At 72.6% G+C, this 21,150-nt stretch carries 18 protein-coding genes and 1 riboswitch; of the genes, 8 read left to right on the top strand and 10 right to left on the bottom strand.

Features of this window, described 5'->3' with window-relative positions; genetic code table 11:
• Window positions 1-38: 38 nt before the first annotated feature.
• The 3 genes from C3488_RS11185 to C3488_RS11175 form a co-directional block, all read right to left on the bottom strand.
• Entirely contained in the window at window positions 39-2,582 is a 2,544-nt protein-coding gene (locus C3488_RS11185; protein WP_103839220.1) for a polynucleotide kinase-phosphatase, read from the bottom strand.
• A complete protein-coding gene (locus C3488_RS11180; RefSeq protein WP_103839219.1) occupies window positions 2,579-4,138 on the bottom strand; it encodes a 3' terminal RNA ribose 2'-O-methyltransferase Hen1 in 1,560 nt (519 codons plus the stop codon). Before C3488_RS11180 ends, C3488_RS11185 begins: the two co-directional genes overlap by 4 nt.
• A gap of 100 nt (window positions 4,139-4,238) precedes the next feature.
• A complete protein-coding gene (locus C3488_RS11175; protein ID WP_103839218.1) occupies window positions 4,239-5,162 on the bottom strand; it encodes an LLM class F420-dependent oxidoreductase in 924 nt (307 codons plus the stop codon).
• 210 nt (window positions 5,163-5,372) lie between these two features.
• On the opposite strand from C3488_RS11175, the gene C3488_RS40085 reads away from it, so the two are divergent.
• A complete protein-coding gene (locus C3488_RS40085; protein ID WP_146067853.1) occupies window positions 5,373-5,555 on the top strand; it encodes a hypothetical protein in 183 nt (60 codons plus the stop codon).
• 43 nt (window positions 5,556-5,598) lie between these two features.
• Here C3488_RS40085 and C3488_RS11170 read toward each other — a convergent pair whose 3' ends face one another.
• From C3488_RS11170 to C3488_RS11155, 4 genes are all read right to left on the bottom strand, one after another.
• Window positions 5,599-6,075: a DUF6099 family protein gene (locus C3488_RS11170; RefSeq protein ID WP_103839217.1), complete on the bottom strand. Its 477-nt coding sequence runs from the start codon at window positions 6,073-6,075 to the stop codon at window positions 5,599-5,601.
• 177 nt (window positions 6,076-6,252) lie between these two features.
• Window positions 6,253-6,606: a nucleotide pyrophosphohydrolase gene (locus C3488_RS11165; RefSeq protein ID WP_181138967.1), complete on the bottom strand. Its 354-nt coding sequence runs from the start codon at window positions 6,604-6,606 to the stop codon at window positions 6,253-6,255.
• Window positions 6,603-7,781, bottom strand: coding sequence for an AAA family ATPase (locus tag C3488_RS11160; protein WP_103839216.1), 1,179 nt, complete (start codon window positions 7,779-7,781; stop codon window positions 6,603-6,605). Before C3488_RS11160 ends, C3488_RS11165 begins: the two co-directional genes overlap by 4 nt.
• 103 nt (window positions 7,782-7,884) lie before the next feature.
• Window positions 7,885-8,274: a cell division protein SepF gene (locus tag C3488_RS11155; RefSeq protein WP_103839215.1), complete on the bottom strand. Its 390-nt coding sequence runs from the start codon at window positions 8,272-8,274 to the stop codon at window positions 7,885-7,887.
• 246 nt (window positions 8,275-8,520) lie between these two features.
• Here C3488_RS11155 and C3488_RS11150 point away from each other — a divergent pair, with 246 nt between their 5' ends.
• Window positions 8,521-12,543 (top strand): bifunctional nitrate reductase/sulfite reductase flavoprotein subunit alpha, encoded by a 4,023-nt coding sequence (locus C3488_RS11150; RefSeq protein ID WP_103839214.1) that lies wholly within the window; start codon window positions 8,521-8,523, stop codon window positions 12,541-12,543.
• A gap of 73 nt (window positions 12,544-12,616) precedes the next feature.
• On the top strand, window positions 12,617-14,359 hold the full coding sequence (locus tag C3488_RS11145) for a hypothetical protein (protein ID WP_374955409.1): 1,743 nt from the start codon (window positions 12,617-12,619) through the stop codon (window positions 14,357-14,359).
• A 25-nt stretch (window positions 14,360-14,384) separates the two neighbouring features.
• On the opposite strand, the gene C3488_RS11140 is transcribed toward C3488_RS11145, so the two are convergent.
• The gene (locus tag C3488_RS11140; protein ID WP_103839212.1) at window positions 14,385-14,732 is read right to left on the bottom strand and encodes a metalloregulator ArsR/SmtB family transcription factor; all 348 of its coding nucleotides are present in this window, start codon (window positions 14,730-14,732) and stop codon (window positions 14,385-14,387) included.
• 90 nt (window positions 14,733-14,822) lie between these two features.
• Window positions 14,823-15,033: riboswitch (cobalamin riboswitch) on the top strand.
• A 27-nt stretch (window positions 15,034-15,060) separates the two neighbouring features.
• Between C3488_RS11140 and C3488_RS11135 the strand changes: the two genes are divergently transcribed.
• Complete coding sequence (locus tag C3488_RS11135) at window positions 15,061-16,164, top strand: HoxN/HupN/NixA family nickel/cobalt transporter (RefSeq protein ID WP_181138966.1); 1,104 nt, start codon at window positions 15,061-15,063, stop codon at window positions 16,162-16,164.
• Between the two features lie 21 nt (window positions 16,165-16,185).
• Here C3488_RS11135 and C3488_RS11130 read toward each other — a convergent pair whose 3' ends face one another.
• Together C3488_RS11130 and C3488_RS11125 are read right to left on the bottom strand one after the other, a co-directional pair.
• Entirely contained in the window at window positions 16,186-16,956 is a 771-nt protein-coding gene (locus C3488_RS11130; RefSeq protein ID WP_103839210.1) for a YcnI family protein, read from the bottom strand.
• A 41-nt stretch (window positions 16,957-16,997) separates the two neighbouring features.
• The gene (locus C3488_RS11125) at window positions 16,998-17,603 is read right to left on the bottom strand and encodes a hypothetical protein (RefSeq protein ID WP_258053370.1); all 606 of its coding nucleotides are present in this window, start codon (window positions 17,601-17,603) and stop codon (window positions 16,998-17,000) included.
• Between the two features lie 102 nt (window positions 17,604-17,705).
• On the opposite strand from C3488_RS11125, the gene C3488_RS11120 reads away from it, so the two are divergent.
• The 4 genes from C3488_RS11120 (at window position 17,706) to C3488_RS11105 (ending at window position 21,025) form a co-directional block, all read left to right on the top strand.
• Window positions 17,706-18,104 carry a molybdopterin-binding protein gene (locus tag C3488_RS11120; protein WP_103839208.1) on the top strand — a complete coding sequence of 133 codons (399 nt, stop codon included), beginning with the start codon at window positions 17,706-17,708 and terminating at the stop codon, window positions 18,102-18,104.
• Between the two features lie 169 nt (window positions 18,105-18,273).
• A complete protein-coding gene (gene modA, locus C3488_RS11115) occupies window positions 18,274-19,089 on the top strand; it encodes a molybdate ABC transporter substrate-binding protein (protein WP_103839207.1) in 816 nt (271 codons plus the stop codon).
• The gene (modB, locus tag C3488_RS11110) at window positions 19,086-19,937 is read left to right on the top strand and encodes a molybdate ABC transporter permease subunit (protein ID WP_103839206.1); all 852 of its coding nucleotides are present in this window, start codon (window positions 19,086-19,088) and stop codon (window positions 19,935-19,937) included. Before modA ends, modB begins: the two co-directional genes overlap by 4 nt.
• A complete protein-coding gene (locus C3488_RS11105) occupies window positions 19,934-21,025 on the top strand; it encodes an ABC transporter ATP-binding protein (RefSeq protein ID WP_103839205.1) in 1,092 nt (363 codons plus the stop codon). Before modB ends, C3488_RS11105 begins: the two co-directional genes overlap by 4 nt.
• Window positions 21,026-21,150: the final 125 nt, after the last annotated feature.

Raw genomic sequence — 21,150 nt, 5'->3', positions numbered from 1 at the left:
GGCGGCGCCTCGGCCCCCGTCGCGGCGGCGCGGTCGAGTCACAGGCGGGGGTCGACCGGCTCCGACTCCAGGGCCAGCACCGCGAACACCGCCTCGTGCACCCGCCACAGCGGTTCGCCCTCCGCCAGGCGGTCCAGGGCCTCGAGGCCCAGGGCGTACTCGCGGATCGCCAGGGAGCGCTTGTGGTTCAGGAACCTCTGGCGGAACCGGGCGAGGTTGTCCGGGCGCGTGTACTCCGGGCCGTAGATGATCCTGAGGTACTCGCGGCCACGGCACTTGACGCCCGGCTGCACCAGGCGGCCGGCCGTGCTGCGGACCAGCGCCTGAACGGGCTTGACCACCATGCCCTCACCGCCCCGGCCCGTCAGCTCCAGCCACCAGTCGACCCCGGCCCGCACCGACTCCGCATCGCCGGTGTCGACGTACAGACGGCGGGTCGTCTGCAGCAGGCCGGTTCCGTCGTGCTCGACCATGCGGTCGATCAGCGCCAGCTGCTGGTCGTGCGGCACGGCCGCGAGGCTGCGGCCCCGCACCGCGAGCAGCTGGAACGGAGCCAGGCGGACGCCCTCAAGGCCGTCCGTCGTCCAGCAGTAGCGGCGGTAGGCGGCCGTGAACGCCGCGGCGTCGTCGGCACGTTCGCGCTGGCGTGCCAGCAGGCCGGCGACGTCGACACCCCGGGCCGCCGCGCCCTCCAGCGCGGCCAGCGCGCCCGGGAAGGCGGCACCGGAGGCGGCGCCCACCGCCGCGTACTGACCGCGCAGCAGCCCCGACGCCTTCAACGACCACGGCATCAGCTCCGCGTCGAGCAGCAGCCAGTCCGTCTCGAGCTCCTCCCACAGGCCCGCGCCGCCGATCGCCGTGCGCAGCCGGTCGAGGATCTGCTCCGTCACCGACTCGTCGTCGAAGAACGGGCGGCCCGTGCGTGTGAAGAGCGAACCCGTCGGGCCTGCGACGCCGAAGCGCTTGGCCGCCGCCTCCGCGTCCCGGCACACCAGAGCCACCGCCCGCGACCCCATGTGCTTCTCCTCGCACACGACCCGCTCGACGCCGTCCTCCCGGTACTGGGCGAACGCCTCTGCGGGGTGCTCCAGGTAGCCCTCCTCGTGCGACGTGGCCGTCGGGGCCATGGTCGGCGGCAGGTACGGCAGCAGACGCGGGTCCACCGCGAAGCGGCTCATGACCTCCAGGGCCGCCGCCGCGTTCTCCTCGCGGACCGAGACGCGACCCGCGTGCCGGGTCTCCACCACCCTGCGGCCGTGCACGTCCGCCAGGTCCAGCGGACGGCCCTCGTGGCCGCCGGGCGCCTCGGTGGCCAGCGGCCGGGCCGGCTCGTACCAGACCCGCTCCGCCGGTACGTCGACCAGCTCCCGCTCAGGCCAGCGCAGCGCGGTCAGCCTGCCGCCGAAGACCGCGCCGGTGTCCAGGCACATCGTGTTGTTCAACCAGGTGGCCTGCGGGACGGGCGTGTGGCCGTACACCACCGCCGCCCGGCCCCGGTAGTCCTCCGCCCACGGGTAGCGCACCGGCAGCCCGAACTCGTCCGTCTCGCCCGTGGTGTCGCCGTACAGCGCGTGCGAGCGGACCCGGCCTGAGGTGCGGCCGTGGTACTTCTCGGGCAGGCCGGCGTGGCAGACGACCAGCCTGCCGCCGTCGAGGACGTAGTGGCTGACCAGTCCGTCGATGAACTCCCGTACCTGCTGCTTGAACTCCTCGCTCTGGCCCTCCATCTGCGCGATGGTCTCGGCGAGTCCGTGGGTGTGCTGGACGCTCCGGCCCTTGAGGTACCGGCCGTACTTGTTCTCGTGGTTGCCCGGCACGCACAGCGCGTCGCCCGACTTCACCATCGACATCACGCGGCGCAGCACGCCCGGGCTGTCCGGGCCGCGGTCCACCAGGTCGCCGACGAAGACCGCCGTACGGCCCTCGGGGTGCACCCCGTCGACGTAACCCAGCTTTCCGAGCAGCGCCTCCAGCTCCGAGGAGCAGCCGTGGACGTCGCCGATGATGTCGAAGGGGCCGGTGAGGTGTGTCAGGTCGTTGAAGCGCTTCTCGGTGACGACGGTCGCGTTCTCGACCTCCTCCACGCCCCGCAGGACGTGCACCTTGCGAAAACCCTCGCGCTCCAGATGCCTGAGCGATCGGCGCAGTTCGCGGATGTGGCGCTGGATGACCCGGCGGGGCATGTCCGCCCGGTCGGTGCGGGCCGCGTTGCGCTCGGCGCACACCTCCTCCGGTACGTCCAGCACGATCGCGATGGGCAGGACGTCGTACTGCCTCGCCAGATCGATCAGCTGACGGCGGGCGTCCTGCTGCACGCTCGTCGCGTCCACTACGGTGCGACGGCCGGCCGCGAGGCGCTTGCCGGCGATGTAGTGCAGGACGTCGAAGGCGTCCCGGGTGGCGCTCTGGTCGTTCTCGTCGTCGGACACCAGGCCGCGGCAGAAGTCCGAGGAGATGACCTCGGTCGGCTTGAAGTGCCTGCGGGCGAAGGTCGACTTGCCCGATCCGGAGGCGCCGATCAGCACCACGAGGGAGAGGTCGGTGACGGGCAGGGCGCGCCCCTCGGTCTCGGTCACGGTCATGCCGCCTTCCCCTCCTTCGCGGTGGTCGTGGTGTTGGTGGCGGTGGTGGTCCCGGTGGCCGTGGTGAACACGGCCATCTGCGTGGGCGGCCCCACCTCGGGGTCGTCGGGGCCCACGGGCCGGAACTCGACGGTGTATCCGTGCCGCTCGGCGACCCGGTCCGCCCAGGCGCGGAACTCCTTCCGCGTCCACTCGAAGCGGTGGTCGCCGTGCCGCATGTGGCCGGCCGGCAGGCTCTCCCAGCGCACGTTGTACTCGACGTTCGGCGTGGTCACGAGCACCGTGCGCGGGCGGGCCGCGCCGAACACCGCGTACTCCAGGGCGGACAGCCGGGGCAGGTCGACGTGCTCGATCACCTCGCTCAGCACGGCGGCGTCGTAGCCCTTGAGCCGGCGGTCGGTGTACGCGAGCGAGCTCTGGAAGAGCTTGACGCGGGACGCCTGCCGCTCCCCCATGCGGTCCAGTTTCAGCCGGCGGGAGGCGATGGTGAGCGCCCGCATCGACACGTCGACACCGACGATCTCGGTGAACCGCGCGTCCTTCAGCAGTGCCTGCACCAACTGGCCCTGTCCGCAGCCGAGGTCCAGGACCCGGGCGGCGGCGGACTCCTTCAGCGCCGCGACGATGGCCTCCCTGCGCTGCACGGCGAGCGGGACCGGCTTCTCCTCCGTCCCGGTCTCCTCCTCGACCGCGCCGCCGGCCTCCTCGACCGCGTCGTCGGCCCCTTCGACCGCTTCGTCGGCCTCCCGGACCGCGTTGTCGATCTCCTCCACCTCGCTGTCGTCCGCCTCCGCGAGCCGTACCAGCTCCAGCCGCTCCATCGCCTGCCGGGTCAGCGACCAGCGGCGCGCCAGGTAGCGGCTGGTGATCAGCTTCTGCTCCGGGTGGTCGGGCAGCCAGCCCTCACCGGCCCGCAGCAGCTTGTCGACCTCCTCGGAGGAGACCCAGTAGTGCTTGGCGTCGTCGAGGACGGGCAGCAGCACGTACAGGTGTCGCAGGGCCTGCGCCAGGGTCAGGGTGTCGGACTCCAGAACGAGACGCACATAGCGGGAGTCGCCCCACTCCGGGAACTCGGCGTCCAGCGCGACCGGTTCGGCGGTGACCGCCCAGCCGAGCGGCTCGAAGAGACGCCGTACGAGGTCGGGTCCACCGCGGGCCGGCAGCGCGGGTATCTCGATGCGCAACGGCAGCGGCTGCTCGGCGCGCCCCGGCAGGGCCTTGCACACGCCCCTCATCGCGGTGGAGAACACGTTGCTCAGCGCCACGGCGAGCAGGGAGGACGCCGCGTACGGGCGGTCGTTGACGTACTGCGCGAGCGCCGCGTCGGGTGCACCGCCGCGGCCCTTGCCCTTGCCCCTGCGCACCAGCGCCACCGCATCGACCTCCAGCAGCAGCGCGGCCGTGCAGCGCTCGGCGTCCGCCTCGGGGTAGAGGACGTGCGCCGTGCCGTAGGAGGTGGAGAACGCCTGCGCGGTGTCGGGGTGCTTGTGCAGCAGGAAGCCGAGGTCGGTCGCGGGGCGTTCGGGCGTGCCGGTAGTGCCGATGGTCAGGAACATGCCCTGAGTCTCCCGGTCCCGGGGCACCGGGTACCACCGGATTTCGAACCGTGCGGCCCCGCCCGCGGGGCGGGGCGCACACCTCTTGGGGGCGTCCGGATTACTTCAGCTGAGACTGGACCCGGGAGGAGATCAGCTCCAGGTGGTCCAGGTCGTCCAGGTCGAGGATCTGGAGATAGACGCGCCGGGCGCCGATCTCCGCGTACCGGCCGATCTTGTCGACGACCTCGGCCGGGGTGCCGGCCAGGCCGTTGGCCTTCAGCTCGTCGACCTCGCGGCCGATCGCGGCGGCACGGCGCGCCACCTCCTGGTCGTCCTTGCCGACGCAGACCACGAGTGCCGTTGAGTACGTCAGGGCGTCCGGGTGTCGTCCGGCCTCCTCCGCGGCGGCCCGGACCCGGCCGAACTGGCGCTCGCTGTCCTCGATCGACCCGAACGGGATGTTGAACTCGTCGGCGTACCGGGCGGCGAGCCGCGGGGTGCGGGTGGCGCCGTGGCCCCCGATGAGCACCGGGATCCTGTCCTGGGCGGGCTTGGGCAGGGCGGGCGAGTCGGTCAGGTCGTAGTACTTCCCGTGGAAGTCGAAGGTCTCGCCGGTCTTGGTCGCCCACAGCCCGGTGACGATCTCCAGCTGCTCCTCGAGGCGGGCGAACTTCTCCTTCGGGAAGGGGATGCCGTACGCCCGGTGCTCCTCCTCGAACCAGCCCGCGCCCAGGCCCAGCTCGACGCGTCCGCCTGACATCTGGTCGACCTGGGCGACCTGGATGGCGAGGACGCCGGGAAGCCGGAAGGTGGCGGCGGTCATCAGCGTGCCGAGGCGGATGCGCTTGGTCTCACGGGCGAGGCCCGCCAGGGTGATCCAGGCGTCGGTGGGGCCGGGGAGGCCGTCCACGGTGCCCATCTTCAGATAGTGGTCGGAGCGGAAGAAGGCATCGAAGCCGAGGTCCTCGGTGGCCTTGGCGACGGCGAGGAGCGTGTCGTAGGTGGCGCCCTGCTGGGGCTCGGTGAAGATGCGAAGATCCATACCTCCATCCTGCACGGTCGCTCACCGGTCGACCGAACCGTCCCGCCGCCGCCCTCCGGCCCCGGGCGGGTGAAAATCGGTCCATCCGACGGACCGATGTGCGGATGATCGGTGACCGTGTCCTGTGGTGATCGTTGCTGGTGCGGAGCCGGACCGCCCGGCACCCGTCGCCGGCGGCCGCGTCCGGGGGCGTCAGGCCGAGGAGGTCGCTTGTCCCAGCACATGTCGCAGGAAGCCGTGTCCCCCGGCGGGGTGCCGCACGAAGCCGCCTCCGGGCAGCCCGAGGGGCTGCTGGAGCGGATGGAGAGGCTGATGGCGGCGCTCACCGCCGACCTGACGGAACTGGGGGCGGAGCTGCGCGGACCGAAGACCGGCGACGGCGACCGAGGCTGAGCCGCCGCACTCCTGCCCGGGCCCGGTCGAACGGTGCCGTCACTCAGCCCGGCGCCCGGTCCCGCTCGCGTATGTCCCCGTCTCTCGCCGCCAGTCTGCGCAGCATCTCCTTGACCCGGTCCCTCGACTCGTCCGCCGCGTCTATCGCCTCCATGCACTGCCAGTACGTGCTCTCGTCGTCCGCCGCGCTCGCCACCGCGACGAGGGCCATGCCCAGTTCCATGAGGAGGGAGCCGAGGTCAAGGAGTGCTGTGCGGGCGTCGCCCAGCTCGGTGAGCCGGGCCGCGCGCAGATCGGCCACGTCGACGGGCGGCGTGTCCAGCACGCCGCAGCCCCTGCCCGCCAGCTCTGTCAGCCCCAGTGCCTCGCCGCGCAGTTCGGGTGGGCCCGAGACCGCCAGGCGGCTGCCGATCGCCTGTGCCAGGGCGTAGGCCTGCCACGCCTCCGCCATGATCCTCGGCCCGTCCTCGCTCCCCGCCAGGGCGCGCCTGCTCGCCGTGATGAGCCGCACCGCATCCATGCCCTGCCCCCGCTCTGTCCGACGCACGCTTCCGCACGTCTGCCCGCACTCCGGTGTCCACTACCCAGAGTGAGAGCAGTCGGGCCGAAAAGCCAGAGCTGGTACGAAATCTGTGGACAACCAGGGGGATGTGGACAACTCTATGACTCCGGAGAGTGACGATCCGGGCCTTTGTGATCACTCCCTTCCGGGCGCCGGAAACCTCTCCTCGTTGCGGTCGATCTTCGCGTCCAGCGCCGCCAGCGCGTCGATGCCCAGTACCTCGCAGAGCTGGAGCAGGTACGCCAGGACGTCCGCGACCTCGTCCGTGACCCGGTGGGCCGTGTCCGGGTCCTCCATGACGCGCGCGGACTCCTCCGGCGTCAACCACTGGAAGATCTCGACGAGTTCGGACGCCTCCACGCTGAGTGCCGCCACCAGGTTCTTGGGGGTGTGGTACGGCTGCCAGGCGCGGGCGGTCGCGAAGTCGGCGAGCCGGCGCTGCAGCCGCGCCACGGTCAGGTCCTTGGGCTGCCCGGGTTCCTCTGTCACGCGCTCAGGTCTACCACCGTCGCGCCGTCCGCCCCCGCCGCCAGGGACGGCTCGCTCACCGCGCCCACCAGCCGGATGTGGCCCCGCTCGCACATCCGTGCCGCCAGCCGGAGCAGTTCGCGTGCCTGGAGCCGGTCCATGCGGCGGTCGAAGCCGTCCGCCAGGACCGTGAGGGTCTGCAGCGCCGCCGGCACCTCTCCCACCGGGTCGACCTCCAGGACACCCGGGCCGGTGAGCAGGACGAGGGCCAGGGCCACGTACCGCAGTTCGCCGTCGCCCAGCAGCTTCAGCGGGGTGCGCCGGCCGTCGCCCCGGTCGAGCAGCGCGCGGACCGTGCCGTCACCGAGCGACTCCGCCAGCAGGTCGACGACTTCCCCCGCGCACCCGGCGGCGACCGCCGCCGTCAGCAGGGCGTGCCGCCTGCCGCACTCCGCGCGCGTGCGCCACAGGACGTCCGCGAGGTTGGAGCAGTCCGGCAGCAGCCGGCCCGCGCCCAGCGGGACGGGGACGCGCATCCGGCGGGGGCTCGGGTCACAGGCGAAGACCGAGCGCAGGGCGACCACCATCTGCTCGGCGGCGTCGAGCACCCGGCGCTGGCCGTCGGTCTTCCCCGCGACGCGCAGCGGCAGCAGGGCGGTACCGAGACGGTCGTCGGGGAGGGGCCCCCGGGTGACCGGGGTGGCACCGGCGGTGTGCCAGGCCGCCTGCACCACCGGGCGGCTCGGGTCGCGCAGTGCGGTCTCCAGCAGGACGAGACCGCCGGACGTCAACCGCTCGCCGACGATGCGCAGTTCGGGCTCGGCCTGCACGGCGACGTCGAGCCGGACGGGTCCTTGCGGGCCGTCGGCCGTGCAGCCGATCCGGAAGCCGCGCCGCCACTGGGCGTCGGGCCGCGCCCGCTCGGGGACACAGGCCACCGGGTCCGGGAACACCTCGGCCAGCTCCGCACCGCCGCCGAGCCGCGCGAGCGCCGCGTACGCCTGCAACGCGCGTGATTTGCCCGAACCGCTCGGCCCGGTGAACAGCGTCAGCGGGCCCAGTGGAAAGGTGGCCCGTCGATGCCCGGCGAAGGCGGACAGCCGCAGTTCGGTGACGCACGGCCGGTCCGGACGCGGGCCGGCGGCGGCGTCCTGCTCAGGGGCGGCGGGCACGGGTGGCGCAGGTGACAGGGTCATATCCGGGACCGTAGGTCGCCCGCCGACCGGCGAACCGTTCCGGCCCCGCGGACTTCCTACGATCGAGCGACCGGGCGGGCCCGTCGGGGACCCACACCCCGATTCAGGCCCCCGGAACCCCCGCCTCCTCCATGAGCCCCCGCACCTCCGTGCCCCGCGGCGTCAGCAGGAACACGTTGCGGTCCACCCGGTGCATCCCGCTGGACAGGCCGAAGACGACGCCCGTGCTGAAGTCCAGGACCCGCTTGGCGACGTCCGTCTCCGCGCCGGTGAGGTCGAGCAGGACCGGGACGCCCGCCATCAGCGTCTCGGCGACGTCGCGGGCGTCCGCGAACACATTGACCCTCAGGACGACGAAGCGGCGGCGCGCCTCGGTCTGCGCCTCGGGCAGCGCGCGGTGGTCGACCGCTGACGGCCAGGCGTCCCGGCCCCGCAGCGGAACGACCTGAGCGAGCCCTTCCCACTGTTCGTCGGTGACATCGTGGCTGTTCACCGGCCCTCCCCGTGTCGGCTCGCACTCATCGTCTGCACCGGGCAATTGTTGCGCATGGTCACCCGTTCGGCCCAACAGCGACACGGACCGCGACACTCCCTTCGGTCACTTCGGCCGGACGGCGCCCCTCCAGTACCACGCCGGCGTCGCCTCACACCGGCCCCGTGCCCGGTGTGCAGCGCGCGTAACGGCCCAAGATCGCGGCGCGTGACATCCGCGTAACGGGCAATTCGTACGGTCGTCGGCATGACCACGAGCCCCGGAACGCAGCAGATACGGACCGTCTGCTCGTACTGCGGCGTCGGCTGCGGGATCGTGCTCGACGTCGCGACCGGTCCAGACGGCCGCCGTCGTGTCGTCAAGGCGTCCGGCGACAAGGAGCACCCGGCCAACCGCGGCCGGCTGTGCACCAAGGGCGCCACCACCGCGGACATGCTGGCGGCGCCCGGGCGGCTGACCACGGCGCTCGTGCGCGACGACCGGGGCGCGGAGCCGGTGCCCGCTCCCGTGGACGCGGCCGTGCGCGAGACCGCCCGCCGGCTGCGCGAGATCGTCGACGAGCACGGTCCGGACGCCGTCGCGTTCTATGTGTCGGGCCAGCTGAGCCTCGAGGCGCAGTACCTCGCCAACAAGCTGGCCAAGGGCTTCGTACGGACCAACCAGATCGAGTCGAACTCGCGGCTGTGCATGGCGAGCGCGGGCGCCGGCTACAAGCTGTCGCTGGGCGCCGACGGGCCGCCGGGATCGTACGACGACCTGGACGGGGCAGATGTCTTCCTGGTCATCGGCTCGAACATGGCCGACTGCCATCCGATCCTCTTCCTGCGCCTGATGGACCGGGTCAAGGCGGGCGCCAAGCTGATCGTCGTCGACCCCCGGCGCACCGCGACCGCCGCGAAGGCGGACCTCTTCCTGCAGATCCGGCCCGGCACCGATCTGGCCCTGCTGAACGGGCTGCTGCACCTGCTGCACGAGAACGGGCACACGGACGCGGACTTCATCGCCCGGCACACCGAGGGCTGGGAGGCGATGCCCGCCTTCCTCGCCGACTACACGCCCGCCGCGGTGGCCGGGATCACGGGCCTGGCCGAGGAGGACATCCGCCGGGCGGCCCGGCTCATCGGCGAGGCCAAGGAGTGGACGAGCTGCTGGACCATGGGGCTCAACCAGTCCACGCACGGCACCTGGAACACCAACGCGCTCGTCAACCTGCACCTCGCGACCGGCGCGATCTGCCGTCCGGGCAGCGGTCCGTTCTCGCTGACCGGGCAGCCCAACGCCATGGGCGGCCGCGAGATGGGCTACATGGGGCCGGGGCTGCCGGGTCAGCGGTCGGTGCTCGTGGAGGAGGAGCGGGCGTTCGTCGAGGAGCTGTGGGGGCTCCGGCCGGGCACGGTGCGTGCGGACGGGGTGGGGCGCGGGACCGTCGAGATGTTCCAGAAGATGGCGGACGGCGACATCAAGGCGTGTTGGATCATGTGCACCAACCCCGTGGCGTCGGTGGCCAACCGCAAGACGGTTATCGAGGGCCTGGAGGCCGCCGAGTTCGTCGTCGCCCAGGACGTCTTCGCCGAGACCGAGACCAACGCCTACGCGGACGTGGTCCTGCCGGGCGCGCTGTGGGCCGAGGCGGAGGGCGTCCTCGTCAACAGCGAGCGCGGGCTCACCCTCGCCCGGCCCGCGCTGGACCCGCCCGGTGAGGCGATGGCCGACTGGCGGCTGATCGCGGCGGTCGCGCGCGAGATGGGGTACGCGGAGGGTTTCTCCTACGACAGCGCCGAGGAGGTCTTCGAGGAGATCAAGCGCGCCTGGAACCCGAAGACGGGCTGGGACCTGCGCGGGGTGACCTACGACCGGCTGCGGACCGGGCCCGTGCAGTGGCCCGCCGCCCAGGAGGACGGTCCGGCGCGCAATCCGATCCGGTACGTCGACGGCGGGCTGACGTTTCCCACCCCGAGCGGCCGGGCGGTGTTCCACGCGCGGCCCCACCTGCCGCCCGCCGAACTGCCGGACGACGACTTCCCGTTCCTGCTGAACACCGGGCGGGTGCAGCACCAGTGGCACACGCTGACCAAGACGGGGAAGGTCGAGAAGCTCAACAAGCTCAACCCGGGGCCCTTCGTGGAGGTGCACCCCGAGGACGCGGCCGCGCTCGGGATCGCGGACGGCGACCGGGTGGAGGTGGCCTCGCGGCGCGGGCGGGCCGTACTGCCGGCAGTGGTGACGGACCGGGTGCGGCCCGGGTGCTGTTTCGCCCCGTTCCACTGGAACGACCTTTTCGGCGAGTATCTGAGCGTCAACGCGGTGACAAGTGATGCGCTCGACCCGGTCTCCTTCCAGCCGGAGTTCAAGGTGTGCGCGGTGGCACTGGCGAAGGTGGCCGAGCCGGCGAGCCCTCCGGCGGCCCCCGTCCCGGCGGTCACGGGGGTCCCGGTGCCCGTCGCCCCGAGCGCCGCCGACCCCTTCGGCCTCACCCCCGCCCCTCCACCGGTCCTGAGCGCCCAGGAGCGCCAGTACCTCACCGGCTTCCTCGCGGGCCTCGGTTCCGGCGCCCCGGGGGTGCCCGTGCTGCCGCCGGACGCGCCCTTCAGCCCGGAGCACGCCCTGTGGGTCAACGGCGTCCTCGCCGGCATGTACTCCCGGGCCGGCGGCGCGCCGAAGGAGCGGGAGCCGGCCGGCCGTGAGGTCGTCGTGCTGTGGGCCTCGCAGACCGGGAACGCGGAGGAGTTCGCCACGGCGACCGCCCAGCGGCTCACCGCGACGGGGCACCGGGCGACCCTGGTCGGCATGGACGAGGCCGACGTGGGCCGACTCCCGCGTGGCGCCGATCTGCTGCTGATCACGAGTACGTTCGGCGACGGCGACGCGCCCGACAACGGCTCCGGCTTCTGGGACGCCCTCTCCGGTCATGAGGCTCCGCGCCTGGACGGTGTCCGCTTCGCGGTGCTGGCCTTCGGCGACTCGTCGTACGACGACTTCTGCGGACACGGGCGCCGCCTCGACGCGCGCCTGCAGGAGCTGGGCGGGGTGCGCCTCGCGCCGCGCACCGACTGCGAACCCGATTACGAGCCGTCGGCGGGCGCCTGGCTCGAGTCGGTCCTCGCGGCGCTCGGCGGCGCCCCGGCGGCGGCCCCCGTGCAGCCGAAGCCGGCCAAACCCGCCCCGGCCACCGCCCGCCTCGTCGGCAACCGACTGCTCAGCCTGCCCGGAGCGGGCAAGGAGGTGCGCCGGTTCACCTTCGACACCAGCGGGACCGGCCTCACCTACGAGACCGGGGACGCGCTCGGGGTGCGTCCGGTCAACTCCCCCGCGCTCGTGGAGGAGTGGCTGGAGGTGACGGGCATCGACCGCGCCGCCGCCGTCGAGGTCGCGGGAGCAGGCGAGGTGCCCTTCGCCGAAGCCCTGCTCAGGCATCTCGACATCACCCGGATCACCCCGGACCTGCTGCGCTTCGTCGCCGAACGCACCCGGGACGACCGGGAGCTGCGGCAGTTGCTGCGCCCGGACAACAAGGACGGCCTGGCGCGCTGGTGCTGGGGCCGGCAGGCCGTCGACGTGGCGGCCGAGTACGCGGTACGGGGCTCGGCCGAGGAATGGGCCAAAGTGCTCAAGCGGTTGCAGCCGCGGCTGTACTCGATCTCCTCCAGCCCGCTCGTCGACCCCCATCGGGTGTCGCTGACCGTGTCCGTGGTGCGTTACGAGAGTCTGCGCGGGCGTCCCCGCGCCGGGGTGTGCGGCGGCTTCCTCGCCGACGCGGAGCCCGATGCGCCGGTGCCGGTCTTCGTGCAGCGCTCCCCCCACTTCCGGCCGCCGGCGGACGGCTCGACCCCGATGGTGATGGTCGGGCCCGGCACCGGGGTCGCCCCCTTCATCGGTTTCCTTCAAGAGCGCCGCGAACTCGGGCACACCGCGCCGAACTGGCTGTTCTTCGGCGAGCAGCACCGCGCCACCGACTTCTACTACGAGGAGGAGCTGACGAAACTGCGGGAGGACGGCGTCCTCACGCGTCTCGACACCGCCTTCTCCCGCGACCAGCGCGCCAAGGTCTACGTCCAGGACCGGATGCGCGAGCACGGCCCCGAGCTGTGGCACTGGCTCCGGGAGGGCGCCCGCTTCTACGTCTGCGGGGACGCCTCCCGCATGGCCAAGGACGTCGACCAGGCGCTGCGGGACATCGCCGTCCTGCACGGCGGCCTGAGCGAGGCGGAGGCGGCGGCCTACGTGAAGCAGCTGGCAGCGGAGAAGCGGTACGTGCGGGACGTCTACTGACGTCCACCGGGGCCACACCGGAATCTTCACCTCCGGGCGCTCGGTGTTCATGCCGTCCACCTACGTTCCTGGCGTGCACTTGGCAGAAGTGAAGGCGTCGACAAGCACCCGCTGGGTGCGCCCACCGGTGGCACGCGGCGAGGACGAACCGGACCGGGTCCCCGCGCAGTGGCACCGCGTTCTCACGTTGCTCGCGAACATCAGCCTGTTCATCGGCACCCGCGGCGTGTGGAACAGTGCCGCCGGCCATCAGCCGCTGATCGCCGCGGTGATCTCCGTCTGTTACGTGTCGATCCTGGTGACGGGCGTACTGACGCTGGTGGTGCGGAGCAGCCGCTCGCTGGCACGCCTGGATCTCGTGGTGCTGGTGACGGGGATCACGCTGGTCTACTGCGCGACCGGCATGCGGCACGGCTACAGCGACGAGTCGATCCTCACGATCCAGGCCGCCCGCGAGCTGCTGCACGGAGACCCGGTGTACGGGCAGGCCTGGCCCTGGCTGTTCGGGCACCACAGCTCCGTCGCCTACACCACCACGGTGGACGGCGGTTACGACTACACCTACGCCTATCCGCCGCTGACCGCGATGCTCACCGCGCCGCTGCTGTGGATCGGCCACGACGCGCTGCCCGAGGTCCTGGTGCCCACCACCGCGATCGTCCTCGGCGCGATCGTCATGTGGAAGATGCTGCCGACGCCGTGGCGCTCGGCGGCCACCATGGTCTGCCTGGGCTTCGGCCTGATCCCGATGTACGCCCGGCTCGGCTACCCGGCGGTCCTCGCGCTGGCGTTCCTGATCCCGGTGGTGGTGCGCTGGACGCGGATGGGCACGGGCGGCCCGGCCGACTGGGCGCGGGCGGCCTGCCTGGGCGCGGCCTGCGCCAGCCAGCAGTTGCCGTGGTTCCTGACGCCGTTCCTCCTCGCCGGGGTCTACGCGCTGCGGCGCGGCGAGCTGGGGGCGCGCGGGGCGGCCCTCGCCGTGGGGCGCATCGTGGGCATCGCCTCCGGCACGTGGCTGCTGATCAACGGGTACTTCATCGTGACCGAGCCGCGCACCTGGATCGAGGGCATCGTGCTGCCGTTCACCCAGGGTGCGACCATCCACGGCCAGGGCCTGATCGGCATCTCCCTCTACTACACCGACGGCAGCGACCGCCTGTCCTGGTACTCGTACGCGAGCATGCTGCTGGCGGCGGGTCTGCTGGCCGTGTTCGTGCTGTTCGTGCGCCGGCTGGGCCCGGCGGCGACCGTGCTGCCGTGGTGCGCGTTCTTCCTGGCGACCCGTTCGCAGGACGGCTACTACCTGATGATGACGCCGCTGTGGCTGGCGGCGGCGGTCACCGCGCCGCCCTCCGCGTTCGCCACCGCGTGGCAGCCCCGGCTGCTGCACGGGCGGCGGACGGCCCGCACGGTGCTGGCCGGGGCCCTGGTGGCGCCGGCCCTGGTGGCCGCGACGCTTGCGGCGACCGGACAACCGCCGTTGCGCATGCAGGCCGTCGGCTCCACCCGGAAGGCCGCGACCGTCGAGACACTCACCGTCCGTGTGAACAACACCGGCGACTTGGCCGTCCAGCCCCACTTCATGGTGACGACCGGCCACGGCGAGAGCCTTTGGTGGAAGGTGCTCCAGGGCCCGTCGTCTCTCGGCGCCCACGCCACCGCCACGTACCGGATCCAGGCACCGGGCAAGGGCTTCACCGTACCCAAGAAGGGCGTTCGCGTCCGGCTGCGCGCCTTCACCGAGTCGCCGCTGACGCTGTCGAGCCAGGACATCCACCTGGCACCACGGAAGGAGTCGGCCTCGCAGAGGAAGTGAGCGGTCCGCAGCAACCGATCCGTCCTCAGAACACCTGCCGCAGCAGCTCGTTCACCACGGGGTCGATCACCCGGTAGCGGACGATCCGCCCCTCCTTCTCACCCGCCACCACCTCGGCCGTCCGCAGCAGCCGCAGCGCCTGCGAGACGGCCGGGTCGTTCATGCCCGTCGCCACCGCCAGGTCGGAGACGGCGAGCGGCCCGGCCCGGTGCAGGGCCAGCAGCAGGGCGAGCCGGCCCGGGTCGGCCAGCAGCGAGAAGCGGTCGGCCCAGGTGCGTACGGCCTCGGGAGCGCCGATGGCCTCGATGGCCTCGCAGACCCGGTGGCCGTCGATGGTGCGCCTGCCGGCGCGGTCGGCGGGGACGAGATGCATGCCCGCATTCTCCCAGGCGTCCTGTGTGATCTTCGATACCTACGGATACCTGCGCAACTGTGCAGCCTTGCAGGCGTCGCCGCCCCCGCCCTAAGGTGGCCGGGCCGTGGTGTTCGGGAAGACCGGTGAAAGTCCCTCAGGAACTCAGGCCGGAGCGGCCCTCGCCACTGTGATCGGGGAGTTCCCGTCCCGTGCCGCCCGCCTCCAGCGGGTGGCGCCACTGGTCGCACGTCGACCGGGAAGGTGGGGCGGGCGCGGTGATCCGTCAGCCAGGAGACCGGCCGCGGCATCTCACGAAGTGATCCACGAGGTGCTGGAGCGTGACCGTATGACCCTGGCCGACCCTTCCCTGCCCGAGTCCTCCTCCTTCCGTTGGCGGCGCGAGGACACCCTGCGGACCGCCGGGCTGCTGGCGGTGATCGCCGCCCTGCACGTGGCCGCGTTCGGCGTGCTGTTCCTTCTGGTGGTGCCCGAGCACTACGAGGTCGGCTCCAAGGCGTTCGGCATCGGGCTCGGCGTCACCGCGTACACGCTGGGCATGCGGCACGCCTTCGACGCCGACCACATAGCGGCCATCGACAACACCACCCGCAAGCTGATGGCGGACGGCAAGCGGCCGGTGTCGGTCGGGTTCTGGTTCGCGCTCGGGCACTCCAGCGTGGTGGTGGTGCTCGCCGCGCTGATCGCCGGGGGCACCCAGCTGGCCGGGCGGCTGATGAGCGAGAACTCCCGTACGCACCAGGTGCTCGGCGTGCTGGGCACGACGATCTCCGGCTCGTTCCTCTATCTCATCGCGGCCCTCAACCTGGTGGCGCTGATGGGCATCCTGCGGGTGTTCCGGGCGATGCGGGCGGGAACGTACGACGAGCAGGAGCTGGAAGCCCACCTGGATTCCCGGGGGTTCATGAACCGGATCCTCGGTCGCTTCACCAGGTCCATCAGCCGCCCCGGGCAGATGTTCCCGCTCGGCTTCCTGTTCGGCCTGGGATTCGACACCGCGACCGAGGTCACGCTGATGGTGATGGCGGGCAGCGGGGCTGCGGCCGGGCTGCCCTGGTACGCCGTCCTGTGCCTGCCGTTGCTGTTCGCGGCCGGGATGAGCCTGTTCGACACCCTCGACGGCACGTTCATGAACTTCGCCTACCAGTGGGCCTTCTCGAACCCGGTGCGCAAGGTGTTCTACAACCTCACCATCACCGGGCTGTCGATCGCGGTGGCCTTCCTGATCGGCACGATCGAGCTGGTCGGGGTGCTCCACGACAAGCTGGACCTGCGGGACGCGGTGACGGGCTGGATCGCCGGGCTCGACCTCGACAACGTGGGCTTCTTCATCGTCGGGCTGTTCGTGGTGGTGTGGGCGGCGGCCCTCGCGTACTGGCGGCTGGCGAAGGTCGAGGAGCGCTGGGCTCCCCGCCCCGCCGACGGCAGGTGACGCCGGCGGGGCGGGAACCGGTCACTCGGACGAGGGCGTGCGAGGGGTGCCGGCGGCGGCCCCGGCGGTGCGGCCGCGGGCGAGGGCGAAGCCCGCGGCGGCCAGCCCGAGCACGCCGACGACCAGACCCGCGATGCCGAGCCCGCGAGCGGTGGAGTCACTGGTGGCCGCGGCCTTGGTCGTGCCGGCACTCGGCTTCTCCTCGGCGCCCGCGGGGGCCGCGGTGGAACCGCCGCCCTCCGCCGTGCCCTCGGCGGTCAGCCGGAGCACCGGCGCCGGGTTCTCCGGCTCGTCCTGCCCCTTCTGTGCCTCCTCGATCCAGCGGACGACATTTCCGTCGGAGTAGGTCTGCAGCGTCTTGAACGTCAACTGGTCCGTGTTCTCTGGAAGTTGACCGAAGGCGACGTTGAAGTCCTGGTACTGGCCGTGCCGGATGCGGCCGCCGGTCCAGGTGATCTGGGAGACCGCGTCGGTGATGGTGCCGTCGTCCGTCTTGACCGGGGTCTTGAGCTTGGTGGTGGTCACCTGCGCCGTCCAGCCGTCCTGCGGGCTGACCAGCACGCCCAGGATCGGGTGGTCGGTGGGCAGGAAGACCTGCACCTTGGTGGTCGCGGCGGTGTCCTCCTCGTTGGGCACCCGGAAGGTCAGCACACCGTCCGTGGCGCCCTTGGCGTAGCTCTCGGGATGGACGGTGACATGGGCGAAGGCCGCGCCGGCCGCGGTGAGGACACCGGCGGCGGCGAGCGCGGCGACGGTGGTGGCGCGACGCACAGTGGTACGCATCGGGGACATGGGTGGGCAAACTCCGTACTGGTGCTGGTGGTTGGGGGGTTTCAGACGGTGTACGGGGCTGCCGGGGGCGGGCCGCGCCGGTGGACGGCATGGCGGAGCAGCGCCTGCCCGGTGAGCCGGCGTCGGCGGGCGCAGGGGCGTGGCGGCCTGACGTACGCGGGCAGCGGTGCCGTACGCCACCGGACGGCGAGGCGCGGGACGAGGGCGGCGGCCTTGCGCAGCAGCGACCAGAGGGCGGCCTCGCCGCGCCGCAGGCACCAGGAGGCCAGTAGGGCGGCGGCCAGGTGCGCGGCGATGGCGTGCGAGGTCATGGCGTGCGGCGGGGCGGCCATGGGCATGCCGTGCGCCATGCCCGGCATACTCATCGGCATCTGTACCGGTCCGGCCGCGTCGAAGGCGAGATGGAGCCCGCCCTGGACGAGGAGCAGCGCGAGGCCGATGCCGGGCAGCGAGCGCTCACGCCCGGCGAGGGCCGCACCCGCGGCGAACACGGGCAGGAACCCGGCCGCGTCCACCCACACCGGCGGCACCACGCCGGTGGCCAGCGTGTGTCCGCCGACGGCGAGCAGCACGCACAGGACGGCGAACACCGCCGCGCGCAGGCTCCGCACCGTCCAGGACACCTCCATGGGGTGCGATCCTGCCATGCGGACACCCGCGATCATGTCCGTTTCCGCAGATCCGGCGTGCCGGAGGGCGCCGCGGGGCGCGTTGCGGAGGGGGTGGCGCGGGCGCCTATCGTGGCGCGCATGCAGTCCTACACAATCGGCCAGGCAGCCCGGCTGCTCGGGGTGAGCCCGGACACCGCGCGGCGGTGGGCGGACGCGGGGCGGGTGGCGACCCGGCGCGACGAGAGCGGGCGGCGGGTCATCGACGGCAGGGACCTGGCCGCGTTCTCGGTGGAGCTGGCGCGCGGCGGCGCCGGCGAGGAGGACGCCCCCTCGTACACCTCGGTCCGCAACGCCTTCCCGGGGATCGTCACCGCCGTGAAGCTCGGTGACGTGGCCGCCCAGGTGGAGATCCAGGCTGGTCCGCACCGCCTGGTCTCCCTGCTGACCCGGGAGGCCGTGGAGGAACTGGGCCTGGAGGTCGGCATGGAGGCCACCGCCCGGGTGAAGTCGACGAACGTCCATATCGACACGGCCTGAGACCGTCACCCGACGGGTCCTCCGCACGAACGCACACGCCAGCCCGATCGCCCGGCAGACCGGCTTGTGCGATGCGGCATAACACTTCCAGGTCGCATCTGCGCCAGTATGATCGGCGTATCGGAGGGGTGCGCTTCCCTCCCGGTCGAGCAGAGGGAGTGGACCCGTGATGACCCGTTCCACGCGCCGGCCCCGCCGGACGGTGCAGGTGGCCGGTGCCGGGGCCGCCGCGCTCCTGGCACTGAGCGCCTGCTCCTCCTCGTCGGGCTCCCCCGGGGCGGCGTCGGCCGCGTCGCCGGCGCCGAAGCCGTCCGGCACGGTCACCGTCTTCGCCGCCGCCTCGCTCAAGGAGAGCTTCACGACCCTGGGCAGGGAGTTCGAGAAGGAACACCCCGGCACGAAGGTGTCCTTCAACTTCGGCGGCAGCGACACCCTCGCCGCGAGCATCACCGGCGGCGCCCCGGCGGACGTCTTCGCCGCGGCCAGCCCCAGGACCATGGCGATCGTGACGGACAAGAAGGACACGGCCACCGCCCCGGTGACCTTCGTGCGCAACCGGCTGGAGATCGCCACTCTGCCGGGCAACCCGGACAAGGTCTCCTCCCTGAAGGACCTCACCAGGTCCGGCCTGAAGGTCGTCGTGTGCGACCGGACCGTGCCGTGCGGGGCCGCAGCGCAGAAGGCACTGGCCGCGAGCGGTCTGAAGCTGACGCCGGTGTCGTACGAGCAGGACGTCAAGAGCGCTCTGACCAAGGTGGAGCTGAGGGAGGCCGACGCCGCGGTCGTCTACCGGACCGATGTGAGGGCGGCGGGTGACCAGGTGCAGGGCGTGGAGTTCCCCGAGTCGGCCAAGGCCGTCAACGACTATCCGATCGCCCAGCTGAAGGACGCCCCCAACGCCGCGGCGGCACAGGCGTTCATCGCGCTGGTGACCTCCGCCGAGGGGCGCAAGGTGCTGACCGAGGCCGGGTTCCTGCAGCCGTGACCCGGATCGACGCGTCCGACGCCGCGGCCGACACCCTGGTGGGCGGACCGCGGCGCGGTCGTGTCCGCCGGCCCGGTGTTCCGCTGCCGCTGCTGCTGCCCGCGCTCGTGGGCCTGGCGTTCCTGCTGCTGCCGCTGGTGGCGCTGCTCGTGCGGGCCCCCTGGCACACCCTGCCGGACCAGTTGACCAGCGCGGAGGTGTGGCAGGCGCTGCGGCTCTCCCTGCTGAGCGCCACCGCGGCGACCGCCGTGAGCCTCGTCCTCGGGGTGCCGCTGGCCTGGCTGCTGGCCCGTACGGACTTCCCTGGACGGGGATTCCTGCGGGCCCTGGTGACCCTGCCGCTGGTGCTGCCGCCGGTGGTGGGCGGTGTGGCCCTGCTGCTGGCGCTCGGGCGCAACGGCGTGGTGGGGCGGTGGCTGGACTCCTGGTTCGGGATCACGCTGCCGTTCACGACGGCCGGTGTGGTGGTCGCCGAGGCGTTCGTGGCGATGCCGTTCCTGGTGATCAGCGTCGAGGGCACGCTGCGGGCCGCCGATCCGCGCTACGAGGAGGCCGCGACGACACTCGGCGCGTCCCGCTTCACCGCGTTCCGCCGGGTGACGCTGCCGCTCATAGCGCCGGGCGTCGCTGCCGGCGCGGTGCTGGCGTGGGCGCGGGCACTCGGCGAGTTCGGGGCGACGATCACCTTCGCGGGCAACTTCCCGGGCCGCACGCAGACCATGCCGCTGGCCGTCTACCTGGCCCTGCAGAACGATCCGGCGGCGGCGATCGCACTGAGCCTGGTGCTCCTCGCGGTGTCGATCGGGGTCCTGGCCGGGCTGCGGGACCGCTGGATGACGGCGCCATGACCCACACCGAGTCGGCCACCCCGCGCAGCACCGCCGCCGATGTGCGCGGCGACGGCCTCGACGCGCGGATCGTCGTCGAGCGCGGTTCCTTCCGGCTCGACGTGGCGCTGGCCGCCGCGCCCGGAGAGGTGGTCGCCCTGCTCGGGCCCAACGGCGCCGGGAAGACCACCGCCCTGCGCGCGCTGGCCGGGCTGGTCCCGCTCTGCGGGGGTCATCTGCGGCTCGACGGGGCCGCGCTGGAGCGCACTCCCCCCGAGGCGCGCCCCGTCGGCGTCGTCTTCCAGGACTATCTGCTCTTCCCCCACCTGTCGGCGCTGGACAACGTGGCCTTCGGCCCGCGCTGCCGTGGCGCGTCCAAGGCCGAGGCGCGGGCGGTCGCCGCAGGGTGGCTGGAGCGCATGGGGCTCGCCGAGCACGCGGGCGTCAGGCCGCGCCGGCTCTCCGGCGGCCAGGCGCAGCGCGTCGCGCTGGCCCGGGCGCTGGCGACCCGGCCCCGGCTGCTGCTGCTCGACGAACCGCTCGCCGCGCTCGACGCCCGCACCCGGCTGGAGGTGCGGGGCGGGCTCCGCCGCCATCTGGACGAGTTCGAGGCGGTGGCCGTGCTGGTCACCCACGATCCGCTGGACGCGATGGTCCTGGCCGACCGGCTGGTGGTCGTGGAGCACGGCCGGGTCGTCCAGGAGGGCACCCCGTCCGACGTCGCCCGCCGTCCGCGCACCGACTACATCGCCCAGCTCGTCGGGCTCAACCTGTACCGGGGGACGGCGCAGGGGCACACCGTACGGCTCGAGGCCGGTTGCTCGATCACCACTACGGAGGACCTGTCGGGACCCGTCTTCGTGGCGTTCCGGCCGAGTGCGGTGACCCTGTACCGGGACCGGCCCGACGGCTCCAGCGCGCGCAACCTGTGGCGCTGCGAGGTGGCGGGGCTCCAGACGCACGGCGACCAGATCCGCGCCGACCTCACCGGTGAGCTGCCCCTGGCCGCGGACCTGACCACCGTCGCCGCCGCCGAACTCGGCCTGCGTCCGGGCGCCGCGGTGTGGGCCACGATCAAGGCGGCACAGACGCACGCCTATCCGGCCTGACCCGTGGACCAGGCGTACAGGCGTATGCGGCCCGAGACGTGTCCGGCCTGACGCGCCGCCCGGAGACGGCCCGCGCATCCCGCTACCGTGGGACCGGCCAGGACAGAATCAGCCATTCTCCACAT

The organism is Streptomyces sp. Ru72 (assembly GCF_002920635.1).
Taxonomy (GTDB): Bacteria; Actinomycetota; Actinomycetes; order Streptomycetales; family Streptomycetaceae; genus Streptomyces.
The sequence above is the reverse complement of the archived record's forward strand: the minus strand, read 5'-3'. Positions and strand labels throughout refer to the sequence as shown.

Bases quoted from the DNA above. Each gene is read 5' to 3' on its own strand.
- C3488_RS11120 (WP_103839208.1), top strand. From the start codon at position 17,706: ATGCAGTCCTACACAATCGGCCAGGCAGCCCGGCTGCTCGGGGTGAGC.
- C3488_RS11135 (WP_181138966.1), top strand. From the start codon at position 15,061: ATGACCCTGGCCGACCCTTCCCTGCCCGAGTCCTCCTCCTTCCGTTGG.
- C3488_RS11140 (WP_103839212.1), bottom strand. From the start codon at position 14,732: ATGCATCTCGTCCCCGCCGACCGCGCCGGCAGGCGCACCATCGACGGC.
- C3488_RS11150 (WP_103839214.1), top strand. From the start codon at position 8,521: ATGACCACGAGCCCCGGAACGCAGCAGATACGGACCGTCTGCTCGTAC.
- C3488_RS11185 (WP_103839220.1), bottom strand. From the start codon at position 2,582: ATGACCGTGACCGAGACCGAGGGGCGCGCCCTGCCCGTCACCGACCTC.
- C3488_RS11105 (WP_103839205.1), top strand. From the start codon at position 19,934: ATGACCCACACCGAGTCGGCCACCCCGCGCAGCACCGCCGCCGATGTG.
- C3488_RS11160 (WP_103839216.1), bottom strand. From the start codon at position 7,781: ATGACCCTGTCACCTGCGCCACCCGTGCCCGCCGCCCCTGAGCAGGAC.
- C3488_RS11170 (WP_103839217.1), bottom strand. From the start codon at position 6,075: ATGGATGCGGTGCGGCTCATCACGGCGAGCAGGCGCGCCCTGGCGGGG.
- modA (WP_103839207.1), top strand. From the start codon at position 18,274: ATGACCCGTTCCACGCGCCGGCCCCGCCGGACGGTGCAGGTGGCCGGT.
- C3488_RS11125 (WP_258053370.1), bottom strand. From the start codon at position 17,603: ATGGCAGGATCGCACCCCATGGAGGTGTCCTGGACGGTGCGGAGCCTG.
- C3488_RS11130 (WP_103839210.1), bottom strand. From the start codon at position 16,956: ATGTCCCCGATGCGTACCACTGTGCGTCGCGCCACCACCGTCGCCGCG.
- C3488_RS11175 (WP_103839218.1), bottom strand. From the start codon at position 5,162: ATGGATCTTCGCATCTTCACCGAGCCCCAGCAGGGCGCCACCTACGAC.
- C3488_RS11180 (WP_103839219.1), bottom strand. From the start codon at position 4,138: ATGTTCCTGACCATCGGCACTACCGGCACGCCCGAACGCCCCGCGACC.